Below are 4423 nucleotides of genomic sequence, written 5' to 3'. Positions count from 1 at the left end.
GCGGTGCGCCCGCACGGCCTCCTCGGGGTTCATGTGGATGTCCGGCCAGGCCGGGTGATAAGCCCCGATCGGCAGCAACGTGACGTCGAACGGGCCATGGTCGGCGCCGATCTCGGCGAAGCTCTTGGTGTAGCCGGTGTCGCCGCCGAAGAACGCCCGATGGCGCGGACCGGAAACCACCCAGGACGCCCACAACGTGGTGTTGCGGGTGAACAGCCGTCCGGAGAAGTGCCGGGCCGGGGTGCAGGTGACGGTCAGCTCGCCAACCCGGTGGCTCTCGTTCCAGTCGAGTTCGACGATGCGGTCCTCGGCAATCCCCCACTTGCGCAGGTGAGCGCCCACGCCGAGCGGAACCAGGAACGGCGCCCGCTGAGTCCGGGCCAGCCCGGTGATGGTGTCGATATCGAGGTGGTCGTAGTGGTCATGGCTGATCACCACCGCGTCGATGGCGGGCAACGCCTCCAGCGGGGCCGGCACATCGTGTAGCCGCTCCGGGCCGACCGTCCGCGAAGGCGAACACCGGCGGCTCCACACCGGATCGGTCAGCACGCGGTAGCCGTCGACCTCCACCAGCGCGCTGGAGTGGCCGTACCAGGTCACCGCCAGGTCGGCCGGCGCGATGTCGGTCGGGGTGACCACCGGGATCGGCACACCCGGACGACTGTCGCCGCGGGAGCCGACGACCTCCCAGAGCAGCCGCCGCTGCTCTTCACGGTCCAGTTGCAGGTTCGAGGCGGGGTCGATGTTCTCGAACACCCCGTCCCGGTAGTGCGGCGAGCGGCGCGCGACCGGGGCGATGTCGGACGGTCCGGCGCCCAACGCCGCCGGGGTGCCGTGCAGGGCACGCAGCACCCAGCCGGCACCGAGCAGCGAGGCCGTGCCGATGCCGAATCGCACCGCGGCGTGGCCCACCTCAGGCTCCCTCGAACCTCGGCGCGCGCTTCTCCACCCGCGCTACCTGGGCTTCGATGACGTCCTGGCTGCCCCAGGCCCGGTCGAACATCTCCTTGTGCGTCGGCCACTGGTCCTCGAAGGCACCGTCGTCGTTGAGCACCCGCTTGGCGTGCTGCAGCGCCAGCGGTGCCAGTCCGGCGATCTCGGCAGCCCAGGCCTGGGCGTCGGCCAGGCTGCCGATCCGGTTGGCCATCCCGGTCTGCAGTGCCATCTCGGCGGGTAGCTTCTCGGCGGTCAGCAGCATCGCCCGGGCCCGGCCGTGGCCGACCAGCGACGACAGTCGGCGAATACTCCAGTTGTCCAGGGCCAGGCCGTATTTGGCGACCGGGAACTGGAAGAACGCCTCGGCCGCGACGACCCGCAGATCGCAGATCATGGCCAGTTGCAGGCCGGCTCCGATCGCCGGGCCGTTGACAGCGGCGATCACCGGCATCGGCGCGGCGTCGATGGACTTGTGCAGGGCGATCAGCCGGTCGGGGTAGTCGGCGGCGAACGCGTCGCCGGACAGGTCGGCGCCGGCGCAGAACACCGAGCCGGCGCCGGTCAGCACGATCGCGCGGACGTCCTCGGCGGCAGCCTGCTCCACCGCGCTGCGCAGGCCGTCGACGAGTTCGGAGTTGAGCGCGTTGCGCCGCTCGGGCCGCTGCAGTTCCAGCGTCGTCACAGGTCCGTCCCGGGTGACACCAATCATGCCGCCAGAGTAGCTAGCCTCGTCCTGTGAGCCGGATCGGTGCGCGCCAACTGCGCGACGCGGTGCTCGACGACGGATCGTTCCGCAGCTGGGACGGGCCGCCGCTGGACGTCGCGACCGGCGACGAGTACCGCGCCGAGCTCGCCGAGGCCGCGGCGAAGACCGGACTCGACGAGTCGGTGCTGACCGGCGAGGGCACCGTGTTCGGCCGTCGCGTCGCAGTGCTGGCCTGCGAGTTCGACTTCCTGGCCGGATCGATCGGGGTGGCCGCCGCCGAGCGGATCACCGCCGCGATCCAGCGCGCCACCGCCGAGCGACTGCCGCTGCTGGCCTCGCCGAGTTCCGGTGGCACCCGGATGCAGGAGGGCACCGTCGCGTTCCTGCAGATGGTCAAGATCGCGGCCGCCGTCGAGCTGCACAAACAGGCGCACCTGCCCTACCTGGTCTACCTGCGCCACCCGACCACCGGCGGGGTGTTCGCGTCCTGGGGCTCGCTGGGACACGTCACCGCGGCCGAACCGGGCGCGCTGATCGGGTTCCTGGGCCCGCGGGTGTACGAACACCTCTACGGCGAGCCGTTCCCGGCCGGTGTGCAGACCGCGGAGAACCTGCAGCGACACGGGGTCCTCGACGCGGTGCTGTCCCCGCAGGTACTGCGCGCCACGGTGGACCGGGTGCTCCGGGTGGTCACCGACGAACCGGGATCACCACCGCCGGCCCCCGAGACCGAACCGCCGCCCGATGTGCCGGCGTGGGACTCGGTGCGGGCCTCACGCCGGCCGGACCGGCCGGGCGTCGGCCTGTTGCTTCGGCACGGCACCAGCGACCGGGTGCTGTTGTCGGGAACGGGACGTGGCGAGGCGGCCACCACGGTGCTGGCGCTGGCCCGGTTCGGCGGACTGCCCGCGGTGCTGCTCGGCCAGCAACGGGTGGCCGGCGGGCTGGTCGGTCCGGCCGCACTGCGGGAGGCTCGGCGCGGCATGGCGCTGGCGGCCGGTCTGCGGCTGCCGCTGGTGTCCGTCATCGACACCGCAGGGCCGGCGCTGAGCGTCGAGGCCGAGCAGGGCGGGCTGGCCGGCGAAATCGCGCGGTGCCTGGCCGAGCTCGTCACGCTGGACACCCCGACGGTGTCAGTGCTGCTCGGGCAGGGCAGCGGCGGACCGGCGCTGGCGATGGTGCCCGCCGACCGGGTGCTGGCCGCGCTGCACGGCTGGCTGGCGCCGCTGCCCCCGGAGGGCGCCAGTGCGATCGTCTACCGCGACGTCGACCACGCCGCGGAACTCGCTGGCGCGCAGGGAATCCGGTCGGCAGATCTGCTGCGGCACGGGATTGTCGACGCCATCGTCGCCGAGCGCCCGGATGCCGCCGACGAGCCACTGGCCTTCACGCAACGGCTGTCGGCGACGATCGCCACCGAACTGCACCGACTGCGCTTCACGCCCGACGGTCAGCGGCTGGCGGACCGGCTGGACCGCTACCGCCGAATCGGCCTGCCGCCAAACCCGGCCTGAGCCGAGTCTGGGCGCCGCGGCTAGGCCACAGCCAAGGCGGCCAGCAGTGCCACGCACGTGAGCAGGTCCAGCGGCAGCCGCAGCAGCCTACGCCGGGTCCAGCGCACGGCCGTCGCTTCATCGATGCTCGCCGGGTCGGCCTGCTCGAACGCCACGGCTTTGGGGACGAAGTCCACCAGCGACCACACCCGCATTACCGCGTGGCTGGCGGCCGCGACCAACAACGCGACGCGCACGTCCGGCTGATGCCAACCGACGATCAGCGCAGCGATCAGCAGCGCCTCGAGGGCGGTGTGGGCGGGAATCCAGAACCGTCGCCGGGAAACGCCGCCGTTGCGCGACTGGATGATGCCCGGGCGCTTGGGCCAAGCCGAGTCGACGACGAGAACCTCGTAGAGGCCGCCGCCGAGCACGACGCAGGCGAGCAAGGTTGCAGTGGCGATCAGGACAACAGTCAGGGTCCACATCGCCCCTGATTATGCGGGCCGATGCGGGGTCGCAGGGCCGCCTGGTGCACTACCGTCCGAGATGGACGTCCTCCTTCGATAGGGCAGCGCGATGACCACCTTCGACGATTTTCTGAGCGACGCCAGCAGCTTCATCTGGGGTCCCTGGCTGTTGATCCCGCTGTTGCTGCTGACCGGCCTGTACTTGACGGTGCTGTTGCGCGGACTGCAGATACGCCGCCTGGGTCTGGCGTTCTGGTTGGCGTTCGTCAAGCGCAGAGATCCGGACGCCGAAGGCGACATCTCGCACTACCAAGCACTGTCCACCGCACTGGCCGCCACCGTCGGCGTCGGCAATATCGCCGGCGTCGCGACCGCGATCGCGCTCGGCGGTCCCGGCGCGGTGTTCTGGATGTGGTGCACCGGTTTGGTCGGGATGGCGACCAAGTACAGCGAAGCCTTCCTGGGCGTCAAGTTCCGCCGCACCGACGCCGCCGGCGAGCAATCCGGCGGACCAATGCACTACCTGCGGCGCGGCATCAAGGGACCGCTGGGCGTATTCCTCGGCGGGTTCTTCGCCGTCGCGGGTGTGCTGGCGTCGTTCGGTATCGGCAACATGACCCAGGCCAACACCGTCGCGGCCAACGTCAACGACGAGTGGGGCGTGGCGGCGCCCATCACCGGCGTGATCGTGGTGGTGCTGGCGGCCGCTGTCATCGTCGGCGGGATCAAGAGCATCGGCCGGGTCACCAGCTTGCTCGTCCCGGCCATGATCGTCGTGTACATCCTCGGCGCGGCCGGGGTGCTCGCACTCAACATCG

5 protein-coding genes are annotated in these 4423 nt (G+C 71.1%); 2 read left to right on the top strand and 3 right to left on the bottom strand.

Annotation, left to right across the window (positions count from 1 at the left end; translation table 11 throughout):
• Positions 1 to 912 (bottom strand): MBL fold metallo-hydrolase (locus ACN269_RS33860; RefSeq protein WP_421477293.1); only part of this gene is annotated, 912 nt, incomplete at its 3' end.
• 1 nt (position 913) lies between these two features.
• Complete coding sequence (locus tag ACN269_RS33855) at positions 914 to 1645, bottom strand: enoyl-CoA hydratase (RefSeq protein ID WP_421477291.1); 732 nt, start codon at positions 1643 to 1645, stop codon at positions 914 to 916.
• A gap of 26 nt (positions 1646 to 1671) precedes the next feature.
• Here ACN269_RS33855 and ACN269_RS33850 point away from each other — a divergent pair, with 26 nt between their 5' ends.
• Positions 1672 to 3156 (top strand): carboxyl transferase domain-containing protein, encoded by a 1485-nt coding sequence (locus tag ACN269_RS33850; protein WP_421477289.1) that lies wholly within the window; start codon positions 1672 to 1674, stop codon positions 3154 to 3156.
• 20 nt (positions 3157 to 3176) lie between these two features.
• Here the strand turns inward: ACN269_RS33850 and ACN269_RS33845 are convergent, their stop codons facing one another.
• Positions 3177 to 3623, bottom strand: a complete 447-nt coding sequence (locus ACN269_RS33845; RefSeq protein ID WP_421477287.1) for a hypothetical protein — start codon at positions 3621 to 3623, stop codon at positions 3177 to 3179.
• 91 nt (positions 3624 to 3714) lie between these two features.
• Between ACN269_RS33845 and ACN269_RS33840 the strand changes: the two genes are divergently transcribed.
• Positions 3715 to 4423: alanine:cation symporter family protein (locus ACN269_RS33840; protein ID WP_421477285.1), on the top strand; the 709-nt coding region annotated here is incomplete at its 3' end.

This window comes from Micromonospora sp. WMMD736 (genome assembly GCF_049179015.1).
Taxonomy (GTDB): domain Bacteria; phylum Actinomycetota; class Actinomycetes; order Mycobacteriales; family Micromonosporaceae; genus Micromonospora.
This window is presented reverse-complemented; position numbering and strand designations above follow the sequence as displayed.

Excerpts from the sequence above, each read along its gene's own strand:
- ACN269_RS33855 (WP_421477291.1), bottom strand. The coding sequence starts at position 1,645 with ATGATTGGTGTCACCCGGGACGGACCTGTGACGACGCTGGAACTGCAG.
- ACN269_RS33845 (WP_421477287.1), bottom strand. The coding sequence starts at position 3,623 with ATGTGGACCCTGACTGTTGTCCTGATCGCCACTGCAACCTTGCTCGCC.